The organism is Phyllobacterium phragmitis, from assembly GCF_002980495.1.
In the GTDB taxonomy this organism is placed as follows: domain Bacteria; phylum Pseudomonadota; class Alphaproteobacteria; order Rhizobiales; family Rhizobiaceae; genus Paramesorhizobium; species Paramesorhizobium phragmitis.
Genome location: NZ_PVBR01000031.1, coordinates 29,282 through 48,416, shown reverse-complemented (window position 1 = coordinate 48,416; position 19,135 = coordinate 29,282). Strand labels below are relative to the sequence as shown.

The 19,135-nt window shown below is 62.9% G+C and carries 4 protein-coding genes; all 4 read left to right on the top strand.

Annotated features, from left to right (window positions below):
* Positions 1-4: 4 nt before the first annotated feature.
* The 4 genes from C5748_RS25180 (at position 5) to C5748_RS25170 (ending at position 19,083) form a co-directional block, all read left to right on the top strand.
* Positions 5-394 carry an invasion associated locus B family protein gene (locus C5748_RS25180; protein WP_280953504.1) on the top strand — a complete coding sequence of 130 codons (390 nt, stop codon included), beginning with the start codon at positions 5-7 and terminating at the stop codon, positions 392-394.
* A complete protein-coding gene (locus C5748_RS25175; RefSeq protein WP_105745490.1) occupies positions 391-16,662 on the top strand; it encodes a calcium-binding protein in 16,272 nt (5,423 codons plus the stop codon). The genes C5748_RS25180 and C5748_RS25175 overlap by 4 nt, the downstream gene beginning before the upstream one ends.
* Positions 16,663-16,778: 116 nt before the next feature.
* Entirely contained in the window at positions 16,779-17,870 is a 1,092-nt protein-coding gene (locus C5748_RS28350) for an ABC transporter transmembrane domain-containing protein (RefSeq protein WP_158259929.1), read from the top strand.
* A gap of 181 nt (positions 17,871-18,051) precedes the next feature.
* Positions 18,052-19,083 (top strand): transporter substrate-binding domain-containing protein, encoded by a 1,032-nt coding sequence (locus tag C5748_RS25170; protein ID WP_158259928.1) that lies wholly within the window; start codon positions 18,052-18,054, stop codon positions 19,081-19,083.
* Positions 19,084-19,135 lie beyond the last annotated feature (52 nt).

Below are 19,135 nucleotides of genomic sequence, written 5' to 3'. Positions count from 1 at the left end.
TGAAATGAGCGCACCTGCCGGCAACACCGTCACCGGCACGCTCATCATGCCCTTCGGCCTCGCGCTCGATGCCGGCGTGACCTTTGAGATCGACGACAAGCCGGCGATGCAGCCTGTCCGGTTCAGAACCTGCTTGCCGGGCGGCTGCCTGGTCAATGTCAGCTTCGACGCAGTTCCCGAACAATTGCATCCAAGGAGTCCTGCTTTGCCTTTCCGTCACCTTCTTCCGGGCGCGTTCGCGCTCGCCCTTTCCTTCACCGCTGGGAAGCAAAGGCATTACGCGGCGCGGACAGCCTCTGGGTGGGCGCATCCTTCGATTAGGTGTTACCGAAAAACAGATGTTCCTGTATACAGGTATGGAGTTCGGCTTTGCTGCCCGGGGGCCCCAGCATGATCACGAAGACGCTTGTCATTGGCCAGGTTGAATACGAAATCGTCGTTGTAGCCGAGGGCAACCCGGCGACCTCCTACCAGATTACCGTGACGGCGGCGGACGGGAGCACGCGTAGCCTCAACGTACCTGTCTTGGCGAGCAGCAGCCCGATACGCGACGTGCAGATCCTGGACGGCGGAGATTCCGTTCTGGTCTGGGCACTGAGCCAGAATGGCGAAGTGACGGTGACTGCGCACGATCCGAACAATCTGTCCGTCTCGATCGAGGCCACCCGGGCCTTGTCCGCCTATATCGCGCATGGGGCCGGCAAGTTCGTCGCGATCAGCGAGATCGACGGCAAGATGGTGATGGTGGACGCACAGGGTTACGTCCACACCTTCAAATACGAGAACGGCCTCGGTACCCTGACCCGCAGCGCGGAGAAGGTCTTCGACCCGAGCAGCGTTAATTTCGACAAAACGCAGGCGCTGGAGATATTCTTGGGCGCAGATGCTTCCGGCGCCCCCACTCTGGTTCTTCGCGGAGCGACCGGGTCCAGGGGCACCGGCCCGATGGCCGAGATCGAGAGCAAGCCGGTCGACCTCGACCGGCTGAACCGGATCTCGGACGTGCGCGATGGAACCGTGCCGTTCGGAGGCGACGCCTCGGGCGTGAAAATCGCAGTGTCCAACGGGCGGCTGCTCTATTCCAACGGCACGGAATGGAAGGCCATCTCCGGCTTTGGCGAGGTCTCGCAACTTCAACGGGTCGAGGGCGGCGTCACCTTCGTCGAGGCGGGCCGGCAACTCCGTTTCCTGGCCGACGACACCGATCTCGCCGCCGCCAACGTCGAGACGGCGCTGCTGCTCGACGTCACCGCCAACGCCTATTTCAGTGACGCCGGCTACACCATCCAGGCCTCCGATTTTGACGGCACGGTGATGCTGGTCCTGGATTCCCTCGGCATGATCCGCATGGTCGTCCGGGCGGACGATGGCGAGACCATGCTGGTGCTGGACGTTAACCCAAAGATTTTCGCCGGCGACGTCCAATCCGGCGCTGTGCTGACGGATGTCATCGTCAAGCGGATCCCGGCAGGAGAGCCGGGTGCCGGTTCCGCGTTTCCCTACAAGATCATCGGCGTCGCTTCGGACGGCTCCCTGGTCGAGGCCAGCCTCGCGGATCAGGCACCTCAGCAGGAGGCCGGGACGCGGGAACTGCGCTTTACCACCGCCAATTTCGTTTCGGGTTACGGGACCTCGGACGGCATCCGGTTTCATGCGATCGAAAGCGCGTCGGATGGGACGATCGTCCTCAGCGGGACCAACGCCAAGGCGACGATCGGCAGCCGGGATTTTGTCGCAGCCTACGACACCGGCACCGGCGTCCTGAGCGACGTGACGCGCGCGCTCCAGGGCGGTAGCATCGGCATGCCCTTGCAGATCGCCCAGGGCGACATCCGCATTCCGAATTCCGGCGAGATGTTCACCGTGATCGATGGCGAGGTGCACTACTTCAACGCCCTGACCGGCGCGTTCGAAGGCACAGGCCTTCGTCTGGACGATCTCAAGATCGGGGCGGACGGTAAGCTCTATGGCCTCTACGGCAGGAGCGTGGTCGTCCCGCTCGACGAACTGGGCCGCACCTATCTGGAACTCGGGCGGAGCAACAGCCTGGCCGACATCACTGTCCGAGGCTATTCGTTCGAGGCGCCGTTGCGGGATTTCGCAGTTGACGGCAACGGCAATGTCGTCGCGCTGTTCGAGGATGGCAGCAGCGTGCGGGTCGAGGCGAAGAGTACGCCCAACAACTACTTCTTCTCGAAGCTTCCGGAAGCGGAACTCGGTCTGGCATCGGGGACGTTTCCGCCCGACTATATCTACAACGATACGCAGGACGTCATCGTTCCGTTCTTCGGCGAAAGCGACCTCTTCACGAATGGCCAGACGCCTCTGGAGTTGGGGGAGGAATATCTCCATACCGCGGACAAGGCGCTGCAGGCCGCGGATGGAGCGCGTCTCGTCCTGACGGACATGGGGCAGGTCTGGTTCGGGACGACCACGCAGATTGGTGATGCCGACGACGGTCAGACAACCTACACCTGGACCCGGTGGAATCTGCCGGCGTCCATCGACCCGCAGTCGGTCGAACTCTTCGTCGATGGCAACGGCGAGCCGATCATCCAGGCGCGGCGGGCGCAAGGCGGCGAGGTCGTCTATGTTCGCGGCAATGCCCAAGGGCTCGTCCGTGAACTGGCATTCCCCACGTCCACCGGCTTGCCGGGAAATGGCGGGGCTACCGGGGGCATCGTCCCGATGTCCCGCATCGTCGTGGACAAGAACGGCGTCTATTACGGCCTCTCCGAGGCCGGGAACCTCTACAAATCCGAAGCTGACGGCAATGGCCGCCTGACCTGGGCCAACATTCAGCCCCCGGACATGACGATCACCGATCTCGACCTCGATCCCGCCGGAGCGATCCTCGTGGCTGCCAAGGACGGTTTCGCCTATGAAGTGGACGATGCCGCCGCCCAGACCTGGAAACAGGTGGACCGGACGGCCCATGCGGCGACCACGGACAATCTGTTCAAGCGCAGCACAGCGGATTCGAAGGCGTTCAACTTCGACGCCAACATCCTGCGGTCGGACATCAGCACGGCCGTCAAACGGCAGATCCTGGCAGAGGCCGAACAGTCGGCCGAGGTGGTGATCGCCGGTTTGAAGGAGCGCGCCTACAGGACGATTCCCGAGGCGCTGGCGACCAAGATCTTCTATCCCGGCGGACGCCGGATCTGGAACTGGGGGGCGAATTTCGCGAGTTGGCTGAGCCATCCCGTCACGGGCACGAAGAATTTCGGCGCGGCGGTGATCGAGCGGCTGCAGAAGATCTACGCCAATGTCTTCTCGCGCGGGAATGTCGCGGACGCGGCCTCCGATCTCGCACTGGCGAAATTCTGGCACGCCAAGGAGTTGCAGAGGAACAGGGATTTCATCGCCAGCCGACGCGAGATCCCGGCCGGGACCCTGGCAACTCTCCGGGGAGTCACGGTGACGTCCGGCGGCCAGCAACAGTCCCTGTTCGATTTGATGTCCACCGATATGGACGAGACACTGTATCGGCTCGAGCAGGCGCTTGGGTCCAATCGCGACGATTGGGGGAAATCCGCCACCTACAAGTCGATGAACCATTGGTGGACGGGAAAGATCGAGACCAATCTGATCGACGTGCTGATCGACGCCCGGAAAAAGATCGTGGGCGAGGGCGTGGCCGACGACGTTCTCACCCATCTTGATGCCATGAAGGCAAAGGGCATCTTCATCGCCGCCTCCGACGTCTATGGTTCCTACAGCCTCTTCGCGGGACAACTCCTCGAGCAGCAGCAAGTCCTGAACAAGATGCTGACTGGACTGCAGAATATCGCCGAGGACGCCACCATCGCCGACAAGGATGCCGCAGCCAAGGCTGCGGCGGAAAGTGCCCGTCGGCTCTATGACGCAAGCCCGGTCACCCTGTTCGGCAAGACCGGGCACAGCGACTATACCAATGCGGCGATGGGGATGAAGGCCTTCTCCCACATCCGCAACAATCTCCAGGTCGAGCATCACCGTGTCGCGACCGTTGGGACCTTCGATGGAAAGCTGACCGAGAACCGCACCGAGAAACTAATCTCCATGTTCGAGGGCATGGACACTGGCGGTTACATAAAGCTTGATTCGAACTGGAAGAACACGTTCCGCCCGGCCTTCCGGGCGATGCGCCTGTTCGAGGCCGGCTATACCGGCGCGACGATCTACGCCGGCCTGCGGAAAACAACCGACTACAACATCAAGATCGTCAAGACCGCCAACGGGTTGAAGCTCTCGATCGGCAGCGAAGTCGACTGGGCCGGCATCCTGAAGGCTCGGCCCTGGGCCGGCGAGGCGGGCACATTCAATTTCGACGTGGATTTCGATTTCGCCGTCGGGCTCGAAGCCGGCAAATCCTGGGATTCCATCGCGACCTTCACCTTCGAGAACGGGGAGAAGGACAAGCTGCGGAGGGTTCTGGAGGGCCTGTTCGAGAACAAGCTGTCCAACACGGAGCTTCTGGCGCTGGCCGATACCGGCGAGGCGAGCCGTTCCTCGACCACAAAGGCGAAGTTAAACGCCTCCATCGGCAACACGCTCCTGCATGGCCAGAACCAAGGCGACCTCGGCGCCCCCAATGAATTCATCTCGTCCGACAACATCGACGGCCCGGTCTACGATAAGCAGGTGTTCTACTACCAGAACATGATCTACGGCGCCAATCCGGAGTACACTTGGGATCTCGTCAATTACACGGGCACCACGGGCTATTCCAGCAGCGCCGATAATTCCGGGCAATACGCGCTGTCCACCAAGTCCAAGGTGGAATACTTCAAATCCCATGGCTGGGATACGTCGCTGATCTTCTATCAACGTCTGCGGGTCCAGGGCCGGCAATACGGCGCGGACGGGGATGAGATCCAGCGCCTCGGCATGCCGATCGAGCCAGTCCTCGGCTCGCTCAGCCTGAACGGTACGACCTACGACAAATCAGGCGATCCCGGGCTCTACAATTACGCGCTGGTCTCGAACAACGGCTACAAGATGAGCTATACGCCGGTGGTCGACGCGCAGACGGGGACCCGCCGGGACGTGCTGCGCGACGTCAGTTACTCGGTTACCTTCGCGCGGGACGGAAATGTCTTCAACATTGAGCGCATCAAGACCCTCCTGAATTCCCTGCCCAAGGCGCAGGCCGAAAAGCTGCGTGGCGATCTGGTCAACATGGTGAGCTTCACCACCGAGGCCAACCGCAACCAGGTCGCGGAGCGGCTTCATCAAATCGTGCTGCGCAAGCCCGAGCTTTCGGCGCAGGTGCAATTGCTTCTTGGCATTGCGAAATTCACCCGTGCCGAAGAGAAGACGCTGTTCGAGCGCGAATTGCGCAGGATCGTGGACCAGAGTCCCGAGCTGACGGATATCGTGGCCCAGATCGTCGACGAGAATTTGAACTCGGACCGCTGGCGTCCCGACAATGGCGCCACGATCAGCATCTCCATGGGCTTGGGCCAGGACCAGATCGACCGCCTAAACAATCCGACGGCGGCGGAGGCCAGCATTCCGCTGCAGAACCGCATCGCCATGATGGTGAATCAATCGAGTGACGTGCAGCTTCGGGAAATCTCGGCCAGCGAAACCCTGTCGATCAGCGAGACCGTCACTGCCGGCCTCATCGCCGAATACAAGGGCAATGCCTCCGTCTCCACAGGAACGACACTCGCCACCCTGAGCTTCACCGAGGACGCCAAGGGCCTGCGCTACAACGCGGCCAAGAGCAGCGGCATTCTCCTGGATTCGACCCGCCTCGCCTTCACGCGGGCGGCGGACGATCTCACCCGCTTCAATGCCCTGGCCGGGCAGGACGCCATGAGTCGCTTCGCCTCGGGCCATCCGACCACGCTGACCGCCCTCCAGACGGAACGGGATGCCATCCGCAAGCAGATCGTGCTTCTCGACATGGAGAAGAACGGCACGTTGCAGGGTTACGCGGACGCCATCTACCGTCTCTTCGATCTCACCCAGGCGGACGGATCGATCTCCGACGAGGAAAAGGCCCGCCGCATCGTCGTGATCGAGGCCTTCAGCAAGGAGGGTACGGAATCCGCCGTTTCCCGCGAGCGACTGGATCAGTTTATCGCCGACATCGGCCTCGACGCGGCGGGGGACGATGCCAAAAGCCTGCGGGAAGTGGTCGGGAACTACAACGACTCGCTGGCCAATGCGCGCCTGGACGATCTCTATCCGAACGGATATCCGGTCAACGCGGTCATCATTCTGGACGCGGACAATCTGGCAGGCCAGATCTACGTCGTCGGCGGCGAGGTTTACTACATCAAGCAGACCCCGGCGAACAATGGCGATCTGACCTATACGAAGCTGCCGGCCGATCTCGTGCGCAAGGTCGTCGCCGATCAGGGGCAGGAACTCCTCGCTGCCATGCACGGCTATGAGACCGGCCTGGTGACGCTGTCGGACAGGAAACTGTTCTCTGCGGCGGACATCGCGCGGCTGGAAGCTGGCGACGCGGCCGCGCCGGCCCGCGCGACCGAGCGTCAGCTCGCCATCGCAAACGACCTGAACCGCCAGCTCGAGATCGTGAGCATCGCGGAGCGCTACGCGACGAGTGGCATGGCCCCGACGCCGGCCGAGAAATTCATCCTGATGGAATTCTTCGGCACCGACGAAACGGGCCAGAACGTTGATCGCGACGAGCTCCGCGCCGTCATCAAAAGCCCTGATGCACTGGCGAATTTCAAGCAGCAGGTCGAGGAATTGCGCGCCGCCGCCCTAGACGTGAACGATCTCGATGGCAAGAAGCCGTTCGAGGTCATCAAGCAGTTCGAGGCCGCCGATCTGGCCCGCCAGAAGCTGGGCAGCGATTTCACGATGACCATGCAGGCGGTCGCGATGGATCTGGGCAAGGGATACACCATCACCTCGAACCGCCAGAAACACGCCCAGGGCAATTTCTTCTCCACCTCCAACGGGCAGGCGGCCGCGATGAACAGGGCGAACATCGCGCTGGCCGTCTCGGGTTCTCCCACGTCGCTGACCGACGCTCTGACCACGGCCAGCCTGATCGAAACCTTAAGGACGAACGGGCTGGCGTCCTCCGGCGAGATCCAGCGCCTCGAAGCCTTCCGGGAAAAGATGATGGACATGGCGTCGTCGGCCGTGCTCACCGATGTCGTCGACATGGGCCTGACGGGTCTCGGCGTCCATGTGCTGGACAGTGTGCCCCCGGGTGGCAACTTTGCGATCGAAATCCGGGGGGGCTACGGTTCCATCTCCATCGGTACGCGGGTCGATGCGAACGGAAAGCGCGAATTCTATCTGTTCGATCCGCTCGTCAATGAGATCGTGATCTCGGGTGACGCCGTGGACGCGGTGTTGCGGGGCGAGGGAACAGCCGTTCAGAAGAACAAGCTGAGTTACGCCATCTCGGACACGCTGGCCAAGTATCTGGACATGCGCAGCGGCCGTGTGGACGAGGCGGGCAATCCGATCAAGCTCTCGGCGCATTACGGTATCGATCCGGCCCATCTCCAGACATATGCCTATGATCTGGCGACCCTTCGTGGCGCTGACGAGACGGGGGATCTGTTCGAATTTCTGAACGGCGAGAAACAGCCGGCGGCGGGCGAGCCCAAACTGTCCGGGCAGGACATCCACAAGGGCTTCGTGCTGGACCGCGACCGCTTCACCGACGATCAGAAGGTGACGATCGACGGCGAGGAAATCCGCCTCAAGACACTCTATGACATGGGCGCGATGCTGCACGGTGAGCGGATCAACAGCACGACCGATCTGAGTTCCGAGGCGGCGAAGCGCAATCTCGTCTTCGATCCTGACGTTCTGGCGAGCTATCTGAAGCGTACGGCCGATACCATGCGCAATCCCAATGCCGGCATGTCGGCCCTCTCGAATTTCCTGGGCACTGCCGCGCCGGTTCCTTCGTCGCCGCTGAATGGATCCGCGACCACCAAGACCGCCCAAGAGGCCAAGGCGGTGATGCGCGCCCTACGCAGCCGGATTGGCGAGGTCGGCACTTACGCGGTCCTCAAATACGACCCGAACACCGCCAATTACATCACCGCGCTGAATATGCTGAACAGCATCGAGTTCAACGTGAGTGCAAGCGGCGGCATGGGCAATGTCTGGGACCGTCTGGCCGACCCCTTGTCGGGCGACGTCAAGGTGACGACGCCGGGCTCGGTCGTCGGCCGCTGGGGCAATTATCTCGACGGCGTCGTGGGACGTGTCGGCCTGCTGCAGGGCTTCATCGGCATCGGGGCCTTCGTCCGCCGCAAGAATGTCGAGGGCGAATTGTCCAAGGAGGAAAAGACCATGGGCCGCATCGCCGGCGTGGGCCTCGGCCTCGATCTCGGTAGCGGCAAGCTCGAACTCGGCATGGCGTCGGCCGGCAGATCCATCTTGAAGTCGAGCTATGCGACGTCGACCAAGGTCGGCTGGCTCACCCGCAGGGTCGGCAACGCCATGAAGTCCGGTGCGTCGACCCTGGCCTTCGTCTCGGTCGGATTCGACGCCTACAGCGCGGCGGCTTCCTTCAAGGAAGTCCGGAACAACGATCTCGATGCGGACACGGCGCGTTTTCTGCGCGTCAATGGCGGCCTCTCGATCCTGAGTGGCGCGTTAAACGTCGCAATGGGGATTTCGCTCGCGGTCGGCGGCGCGGTCGCCACGGCGGCGGCGGCGGCGTTCGGCATCGCCGGGGCCGTGGTCGCGGTCAGCACGATGATCTACAATGCGGTGAAGTCGGTCAAGCAGCTCAAGGAAACCTATGGGGTTACATTAACCCGTGCCGAGAAGGCGCGCGAGGGTTTCCGCGCCTTCATCGGCCTGGGCGTCAGCAGCAAGACGAAGGCTCGGCTCCAGAGGGAAGCGGAACGCAATCTGGCTACGAAGAACTTCAATCTGGGGCTGGAGGTCGACGCGATCCGCGTCTTCGCCGAGGACGAACTCTACGCCCTGAACAATCCGCTGGAGACGGCGGCCAGGGTTTCGCATGTGGTGATGAGCTACGGCGATAAGAACAACGACCAGTTCGAAGCCTATCACAAGGTAAGGTACAGGATTTATTACAGTTTGAAGAATCCGGAAACCGGGAAATGGGAACACAACAAGATTTCCCAATCCGAGGTGATGTCGGTGACGAACAAAGTCATGATCGATCTGATCGAGGAGGAGAAAAAGCGTATCGCCTCGATCTATGGCGAAGAAAACGTCGTCTTCGCCCATTACAACGAAGCTCATAATTTCCACGAAAGCTGGAGTTCGCGTTTCATCGGCGACGACAGCAAGTTCCAATATCTGACGGAACGCAAGCAAACCAGCGACGCACCCAATACGAACGGCAAGAACTGGGATGCCTTTTCGTACAGCAATTTCTCGGACAGCAAGGTCAAGGGTCTCTACGGCGCCGGTGGCGACCTGATCCAGGAATACGATATCAAGAGCCGGTTGGAGATCTATTCGACCGCCAATTACGCGATCATTGCCCGCAAGGACTACAACGTTGAAACCGATTATGTGCTGTGGCAGTTGGGCGGGGCGGCCGACGGCCAGGTCGACATCATGTATGGCCGGGCCGACGAGGCCAACTGGTTCAACATCTATGACGGACAGCAGCGGGCGTATGGCGGCGCGAATGACGACCGCTTCGTCCTCCAGCTCCAGGACGCGGACCGGGGCAAGACCGTTTCCAAGACTCTGGTCGGCAATGGCGGCTCCGATATGCTGGTGCTGGTCGAGGGCGACGGGAAAATGGCCTCCGGTGAGCGCAGCATCGTCTATCTAATTTCGGACGAGGGGGATCCCACCGGCAATCTGCTGTCCACGACGCCGTTCGGCCAGTTCCGGGCGGAATCCATCGAGAATTTCTCAGGGCTCGAGGGCACCACCGATGAAGTCTGGGGTAGCGAGGTCGACAACGTCATCAACGGTCTCGGCGGCAACGACGAATTGCACGGCGGCGCCGGCGCGGACACGATCTTCCTCTATCAGGGCGATCTCGGCGACGGCGGCACCGGCGGCGACGTCTATGTGATTCAGCCCGCCAAGGATGCGGACAGCAATCCAACCAGCGGCCGGATCGTGATCACGGAAGAAAGCACGATCGAGGAGGTCAACGCGATCTCGCTGGACTACAGGCTGGAGAACGTGTCGGCGGCGGTACTGGTGCCGGTCTTCGCCGCGGACGGCGTCACCGTTCTTGGCTACGACGTCGAGATCGGGCTGCAGAACGGGAACGGCCAGGTCACCACGCTGGTCCTGAAGGACCTGTTCGATGCGGAAGGCCTCTACAAGGACAAGAACTTCGTCCTCCAGACCAAGGACGGCTTCGCCCTTATTCCGCAGTTTGCGCGGGACCTCGTGGGCGACGGGGCGACCGGGACCGCGAGCGGGGCGGATCTGTTGACCCTGCACGCCCAGGCTTTCGACGGTCGGTTTGCTGTGCGTTACAGCGTCGAAGCGGATATGAGCGTCGAGCTTCAGGCCAACGACTATTATTACAGCGCCAAGGTCCTGGACGGCGCCTACGTCACGCTGCACGCGGAGACGGGCCTCGTCGAGGTGCGGGAGGAAACCCTTCTGGCGCTGAACGGAGGGGTGGCGCCAGGTAGGATCCTGCGCAGTTACACGCTGCCGGACCGCTTCATTCTGTTGACCGAAGGCACAGATTACCGCGACGATCTGCGCGGTACCGCCGGAGGCGACATTCTGAATGGCAAAGCCGGCAACGACAAGCTGTCGGGCGGTGACGGACAGGACGTCTACGCCGTCACTTTCAATCTGGAGGAGGATCCGGACACCGGGCTCCACGACGAAACCTATCACATTACCTCGGCCGGCGAGGTCGTCATCCTCAACGAGACCCCAGGCCACGAGGTCGAGGACGAGAACGGCGACCTGGTGACGCAATACGACACCGACGTCATCGCGACCAATCTGCGCAACGACGACATGGGCCTGCGCCGCGACGAGGCGAACCCCGACGACGTCCTGATCTACTACGCGCCGGACGAGGCGAGCACCCGGGTCATCCGGCTGAAGAACTTCATGCTGGGTGAGGAACATCGCCACATCGCGGTCCAGGATGTCGACGGGACCATCTGGTCGATCGAACTGGACGCTAGTGGCGAGCCAGTCTTCGGCTTCGGCATCGGCGAAGGAACCGATCCCCTGGAAGGGGAGGCCGGCAGCGACGATACGGCGCTGAACGGCAGGGACGACATCACGGCGGCGGAGCGTTCGGTCTATATTGAGGGGCTCGGCGGAGATGACCTGCTGCGCGTCGGCAGCTATTTCGACGAGGTGGGGAACGCGCTCGGCGGCGATATCCTGAACGGGGGCGCGGGCAACGACAGGCTCGTGGGCGGCGCGGCGGCGTCCCAGCTCTTCGGCGACGAGGGCGACGACGTCCTGATCAGCTTCGACGCTGACGATCTGCTGGCGACTGGTTTCGGCAACGACATCGTCGATCTGTCGCGGACCAAGGGCGGTACGAAGATCATCGACACGGCGAGCGCGAGGGACGGGGCCGGCGTCACCACCGAACTGAATCGCGTAATCCTGCCCTTTGACATCGCCGCCGATGGGGTTGGGTTCATCCGCTACGAGAGCAGCCTGGTGATCTACGCGATGTTCGATCTCGACGGGACGGGCGAGCGCGAAATGCTGCTGGTGCTGTCCGACTATTTTACGGACGGGGCCAAGCGCGCGGTGCAGCTCGAATATCATGCAAATCTGACGGGCGTTCCGGATGACGGCGTTCTCGATTCCGCCGGTGCCACCTCGGTCATGACCGCGGACGCCCTGTGGCGGAAAGCGGTCCATGCCGGCGCGACCAGCAGCGACGACGTGCTGTTCCTCACTCCCGAAATGCTAACGACGGTGAGCTCCACCGTGAAGAGCTTCTCGGCTGGCGAGGGGCATGACATCGTGGTCGACGATTTCACCGCGCAGGGCGCCGGCGTCGTCCATGAAATCCACGGCGACGGCGGCACCGACCAGATCTTCGGCCGTGACGGCAACGACGTGATCTACGGCGGCGACGGAGACGACATTCTGCTCGGCGAAGAGGGCGACGACATCCTCCGGGGCGGCGCGGGCGACGACTATCTGGAGGACATGATCGGCAGGAACGAGCTTTACGGCGAGGCTGGCAACGACGTCCTTGAAGGCGCGGGCAAGCTCAATGGTGGCGCCGGCTCGGACACGATCCTTGGCAGCGATGGCAACGACGAACTGATCGCGGGCAATGACGCGCAAGGGGACGTCAACTACCTGCAGGGTTACGGCGGCAACGACAAGCTCACGGGCGGCGCCGGCAGGGACTTCATGAACGGCGGCGAGGGCAAGGATTCGGTCAACGGCCTGGCCGGTGACGACGTGATCTATGCTTCCCCCGGCAAGGACATCCTGATGGGCAGTGCCGGCCACGACGTCCTGTCCTTCGAATATGTCGACGAGGCGGTGACCGGCAATTTCGAGACGCGGCAATTCAGCGGGCAATGGTTCTCGATCGACAGCGTGGGCAGGGCCAAGATCTCCAGCTTCGAGGAAGCGATCGGTTCCGACGTCGACGACGACCTGACGGCGGGTGGCGAGACACTCATCCTCTCGGGCGCGGGCGGCAGTGACCATCTGATCGGGACCGAGGGCAACGATCAACTCCATGCCTATTACGCCGACGCGGGCGGTGACGGTTACGAGAGCAACTGGCTGGAGGGCAAGGGCGGCGACGACGTCCTGACCGGATCGAGCGGCGATGACATGCTCGACGCCGGGACGGGCAACGACACCATTCGCCTCCTCGGCGGGGTCGATTGGGTTCTGACGGGCGCGGGCGCCGACGTGGTCGATCTGCGCGCGGCGAGCGGGCTCAAGGTGATCACGACCACGGCGGAGGAGGGTGAGATCGACCGCCTCCTGCTCGGGTTCAATCCGATGTTCCCGAGCGTCCTGGTCGAGCGGGCGGACGGCGACATGGTGATCTCTGCCTATGCCGAGGGCGCGGCGGATCCCTATCTGATGCTCGTTCTGGCCGGCTATTTCGAAGATGTCGCCCATGAGCGGATCGCTCTGGAGTTCTGGGATCCGGCGGCGGGCGAGGACACACCACCCCTCCTCGTTCCGACGGAAATTCTCCTGGCGAAGGTGGAGGGACGCCTCTTCGCCACGGATGGGGACGACGATCTGGTTCTCACGAATTCGGACTTCATCGTCCTGCAGAATCCGGACGGTGGGCTCCATGCCAGTTTCGATGCCGGCGACGGCGACGACACGATCCTCTATCAGCCGGGCGAGGCGCCCGAGCAGAGGACGCTGGTTCGGCGCGAGATCGACGGTGGCCGGGGCGCGGACGCCATCACGTCGGGCGCGGGCGTCACCCATGTCTTTGGCGGCGTGGGTGACGACGTCATCCTCAGCACGGATGCGGGCACTGGGGTCTTCGGCGAGGACGGCAACGATGTGATCGGCGGCGAAGGGCTGCTGGACGGCGGCGCCGGCAACGACACGCTGACCGGTGGGGCCGGTTCGGGCACCCTGATCGGCGGTCGGGGCGATGACGTGCTGGACGGCGGCGCGGGCGACGATACGCTGGACGGCGGCGAAGGTCACGACATCGTGCGCGGCGGCGATGGCGATGACCTGATCCACGCTTCCAGCGGACTCGACGTCGTCGACGGCGGCGCGGGCGAGGATACGCTCAGCTTCGAGCGGGCCGATGAAGGCATCCTGTTCGACATGCCGGGGGGCGTCCTGGACATCGAGAGCGAGCGGCGCTACGGTCCGATGGACTTCACCAGCATCACCGGCATCGAGCGGGTGATCGGGTCCGCCCATGACGACGAGATCGTGGGGCATGAAGGCCTGCATCACCTCGAGGGCGGAGCCGGCGACGACACCCTGCTCGGCACGGACGCGGCCGATATGCTCGATGGCGGCACGGGGGACGATCTGCTGATCGCGACCGGCGGCGGCGACACCCTGATCGGCGGCGAAGGCGAGGATACGCTCACCTTCGAGCGGATGGAGGAAGGGGCCATTTTCGACCTGAAGACCGGCCTTCTGCCCTATGGCGTCTCCCTGGTCGCGATCGACGGGGTGGAGGTGCTGTGCCTCACCCGTTTTGCCGACACGGTATATGGCGGCACGGGCTTCGAGCGGATCGAGGCGGGGGCGGGTAACGACATCCTCCACGGTTCCATCGCCGGCGGGACGATACTCGACGGCGACGACGGCGACGATGTTTTCCTGGCCGGTGCGGGCGGCGACATCTTCATCGGCGCCGCGGGCCAGGACCGGGTCGATTTCGGGACCTATTCGGGCGGCGTGTCGGCGAATTTCGCCACCCAGATCTTCGCCGCCCTGGACGAGGTGGTGGATGGCGCCCTCGGCTTGCAGGGTGTCTCTGGTATCGAGATGGTTCTCGGCTCTGCCGCCGGCGATACGATCGTCGCGGGCGCGGGCGTCACCCGGATCGAGGGGCTGGGCGGGAACGACGTCCTGTCCGGCAGCGACGCGGACGAGACCATCCTGGGCGACGACGGCGATGACTACGTCTATGTCAGCGCCGGCACAGACACGCTCTACGGTAATGCCGGCGACAATGATGTCCTCAGTTTCGAGCGACTAGACGGCGGCGTGAACTTCGAGTTCGAAGCGTCCCAGACCTTTCTGACCAGTGCTACGGGAAGCTATGCACTCGCGGATGTCGGCAGCTTCGAGATCGCCATCGGCACCGACTACGCGGATATCCTGTCGACCGGCACCCAATGGTCCAGGACGCTTCGCGGCGGCGCGGGCGACGACACGCTGACCAGTGGCACAACGAAAGTGGACTATCTCTATGGCGAGGACGGCGACGATACCTTCGTCATCATCGGCAGGGAGGACGTGATCGACGGCGGCGACGGCTTCGACACGGTTCGGCTGGCCTTCACACCGAGCGGCGAGTTCTCGTTCTACGAGATGACGAATTGGACCTCGATCGAGGCCGTGGAAGGCTCCGACGGTGACGAATATCTGAATGGGTCCGGGGCCTACGCCAGCGAGGTCAGCAGCGTGCACACGATCCATGGGCGTGGCGGCAACGACAGGCTCAAGGGTACGACCTCCAGCGACTATCTGGATGGCGGCAGCGGGAACGACCACCTCTATCTCCGGTCCAGCGCGGGTGAGGACGGGGTGGTCGACACGGTCATCGGGGGATCGGGCTACGACATCCTTTACGTCTCGACGACCTACAACACGTCCCTGGATGTCGATTTCAGCCAGGGCGGCGCCGTGGTCTGGAACAGTCTGGGCGACAAGGTGATCGTCCAGGGGATCGAGGAAGTCTGGGGCGAGGCCCTGCGCAACGACCGCATCATCGCCGACGATCACATGGTCGTACTGCGCGGCAACGAGGGGGACGACTATCTGAAGGGCAATGCCCGGGACAATCTGCTGATCGGTGACACCAATTACGCCAGCAGCAGCTTTTCCAGCGACGACGAGATCTGGGGCGAGGGCGGCAACGACAGGATACAGGGCGGTCACGGGCAGGACGAACTGCATGGCGGCGACGGCGACGACCTGATCTACGGCCAGATCGACAACGACGTCCTCTACGGCGACGCGGGCAGGGACCAGCTCTGGGGCGACGAAGGGGACGACACGCTCTTCGGCGGCGCGGGTGAGGACGTCCTGCGTGGCGGCACCGGCACGGACGCGCTCTACGGCGAAGCGGGCAACGACGTCCTCTTCGTGTCGAAGGGGCGTGACGTGATTTCCGGCGGGGACGGTTTCGACATCCTCAGCTTCGCCGAGATCGGGAAGGGATACGTCACCACCGCGGCCGGCACCTTCAACGGCGCGGTGTTCAACGGCGAGCGCCCGGACGAAAGTATCATGACGGATTACGAGATCGCCAGCATCTCGGGCGTCGAGGGGCTGATCGGTAGCGCCTACAGCGACAAGCTCGTCCTTGGCGCGGCCTATGAATGGGTCAATGCCGGGGCCGGAGACGACTACATCTACGCCGAAGGCTCGGTCAAGCCGATCGTGGTCGCCGGCGGCGCGGGCAAGGACATAATTGCCATCGGGAAGAACGGCGACAAGGCCGGCGGGTCCGACATCTATTTCGGCGATGGGATCATCGATATCACCGAGGTTCAAAAAGGTAATTCCGTCCGGTCGCTTCGCTATGGCGACATGAGCCAGGACAAGGCGGACATCTTCTATTCGTGGGGGCGGGACGAATTTCTCGTCGGCGGCGGCGGTGACGACGTCTACAACGTCACCGGGGCGTCCTCCAGTACCGGCAAGGACTTCGGCCACGTCCACATTCTGGACGCCGGCGGAAACGACGCCCTGAATCTCGCGACGAACAAGGACACGACGAACACCGCAGGGGCATGGAACCGTGTCTGGTTCGACAGGGAGGGGGAAGATCTCCTTATCCTCTACAACCGGGAATCTCACGACGCCGGCCAGACCAAGGTGACGGTCGAAGGCTGGTTCTCCGCGGGGAGCGGGGACTTCAAACTGGAGAAGATCACCGTGGACGAGATCAATTACATCGATGCGGCCGGCGTCGACGCCCTGGTCTCGGCCATGCAGTGGTACGATCCTTTCGAATGGAACAAGGCGGCTGGCCACAATCTCACCGTGACCGCCCTCGCGTCCGAACAATGGAAGCTCGCCGCCGCGTAAAGGGGGAATCGCGGTGGCACCCCGGTCGTGTGCCGCGGCGATCCGCCTTTCGGAACGACAGGTCCCTCTGGCAGGTATTGCTCATCAAGGAAGGTGGTCGACGAACCATGTCGACAATGGCTGACACTATGGTGGCGGAAAGGCTCGAAAACCCGGCGGACCAGGTACCGCCGCCGACGGCGTCGCTGCTCGGCTGCATCATGGTCGTCGCCGCCGTCCATCGTGTCATCGAGGATCAGAAAGCCGCAGAGGCTCTGGCAGCCGGCCTGATCGACAGGCCGGCCAGGCCGGCTGCCACTGCCTTCGCCCGGGGGCTGAACCTCAAGGCCGTGTTCCACACCGTGTCCCTGGTGGATCTCGATGCGGGCCGCCTGCCGCTGGCATTTCGGACAAGGGACGGGGATTGGCGGGTACTGGCCAGGCTGACGGACGAACATGCGCTCGTCCATTCGCCGGGGCGGCAGAGCCCCTCGGTATTCACGCCGGAGGTCCTGTCCGAATTCTGGTCCGGCGATGTCGTGTACGTTCGGGGAAGGCGGCGCAGCCGGCAGGCGCTGCGCCCTTTCAACGTCACCTGGTTCATCCCCGAATTCCTGCGCTACCGTTCGCTGGCCCTGGAGGTGCTGGGGGCTTCGGTCTTCATCGAGATGATGGCGCTGCTGACGCCGCTCTTCTTGCAGGTCGTCATGGACAAGGTGATCGTCCACCAGTCGATGAAGACGTTGGACGTGCTGGTCACGGCGCTGCTCGTGGTGGCGGTTCTCGAGGCGCTGCTGAAATGCCTGCGGAAATATGTCGCCACGCAAACCTCCACGCGGATCGACGCCCGCCTGGGGGCCAGGCTGTTCGACAAGCTGATGGAACTGCCGATTTCTTATTTCCAGTCGCGCAGCGTCGGCTTGACGGTCATGCGGCTAAGGGAACTGGATTCGATCCGCGAGTTCCTCTCGGGCGCGGCGAACACGCTCATCGTCGATCTGGTCTTCACCGGCGTCTTCTTCGCGGTGATGTATGTCTACTCGCCGGTCCTGGCGGGCATCGTGGCGGCTTCCATTCCCTGCTACTTCATCCTGGCATTCGTGACCACGCCGCTCCTGCAGCGCCGGATCGAGGCGATGTTCCGCGATGGGGCGATCAACAACGCCTTCCTGACAGAAACGCTGGCCGGGATGGAGACGGTGAAGGCTCTGGCGCCTTCATGTCGATGATCGGCCGCGCATTGCATCGTCAGGCGCCGGGCAGGTGAAAGGCCGGGCCCGCCGCCGCTCCCTGGCGGGGGTCTTGAAGCAAAACAAAAAGTCCTTGTTTTGTTGCAAAACAGTTATAATACACCTGTATACAGGTGTGCGAAGGATCGATGGGCGATCCGGCATGAAAAGGACATCCGCCATGAAGACCCTGCTTCCCTCTTTTCTCGTCACCGTTGTCGTCGCGACCACCGCGCATGCCGGCACGGTGATGGATGACATCAAGGCCAGCGACAAGCTTGTATGTCTCGTGAACCCAAATTCTCCCGGCTTCTCCATTCCAGACAGCCAGGGCGTCTTCCAGGGCTTCAACACTGATTTCTGCCGCATGGCCGCCGCCGGCATCCTCGGCGACGCCGAAAAGGTCGACATCCGGGGCGTCGGCTTTTCCGACTCCCTGAAGACCCTGGTGGCACGCGGCGCGCATGTGGCTTCGCGCTCCATCACCGAGACCGGCACCCGCGACGCGGATCCGGCCCTCGCCTTCGTCGCGACCACCTTCTATGACGGGCAGGGGTTCATGGTGCCGAAGTCCCTCGGCGTTTCCAGCGCGAAGGAACTGAAAGGCGCGACCGTCTGCGCCGAGGACGGTTCCACCACCTTGCTCACCCTGGCGGACTGGTTCTCCGACCGCGGCATGTCCTATCGCGTTGAGAATATTGCGGACAAGACTGCGCGGCTCGAAGCCTTCTTCTCTGGCAAATGCGACGTCTATGCTTCCGATGTGACCGCGCTGAACTCCGACCGGCTGCTGTCCGACAAGCCTGACGACTACGTGATCCTGCCGGAGATAATCTCGAACGAGCCGCTGGCCCTCGTGACTCAGCCCGACCAAGAACTGGAAAGCGCGGTCTTCTGGGCGTTCCAGGTGATGCTGAACGCTGATAAATACGGCGTGACCTCGAAGAACGTCGATGAGATCATGGCCGACATCGGCAATCAGCCGAAGGCGGTGAACCGCCTGTTCGCTGCGGACGGCGCAGCCGCCGAGATGGCCACCAAGCTTGGCCTGCCTGCCGACTGGGCCTATCGTGTGATCAAGCAGGTCGGCGCCTATTCTGAGGTGTTCGACCGTCATCTTGGCCAGGAAACCCCCTTTAAACTGGATCGCGCGAAGACCATCAATGCCTCCTTCGACGACGGCGGCCTGATGTACGCCTACCCGATCCGCTGAGACGCGTCGCTGCCGCGCGGTCTTATTCCGCCTGCCCGCGCGGCAGCCGCTG